Below are 271 nucleotides of genomic sequence, written 5' to 3' on the forward strand. Positions count from 1 at the left end.
GCTCCAAGCTCAAGGACGATGTTGCTCAGGTCTTCCTGTACCAGCTCGCTCTTGTCGAGGGTGACGTGATCGATTTCCCTGCCCTGCAGGCCGCCGCCCTCGTGTCGACCCGCGCGCGCACCGCCAAGATCGTCAAGAAGGGCGAGCTCGATCGCAAGGTCACCGTTCGCGGCCTGACCGCGACCGCCGGTGCCAAGGCGGCGATTGAAGCGGCCGGCGGGTCGGTGGAGTAAATCGTGGCCCAGTCGAACGTGGGTGCAAGTTCCATCGC

Annotated in this window: 1 protein-coding gene; it reads left to right on the plus strand. The window is 65.3% G+C overall.

Going from position 1 to position 271, the window contains the following annotated elements; translation table 11 throughout:
• The coding region (locus FLQ44_RS16425) for an uL15 family ribosomal protein (RefSeq protein ID WP_240801311.1) at nt 1-233 on the plus strand (233 nt) is incomplete at its 5' end.
• Between the last annotated feature and the right edge of the window lie 38 nt (nt 234-271).

It is taken from the genome of Vogesella mureinivorans (assembly GCF_007644035.1).
Classification (GTDB): Bacteria; Pseudomonadota; Gammaproteobacteria; order Burkholderiales; family Chromobacteriaceae; genus Vogesella; species Vogesella mureinivorans.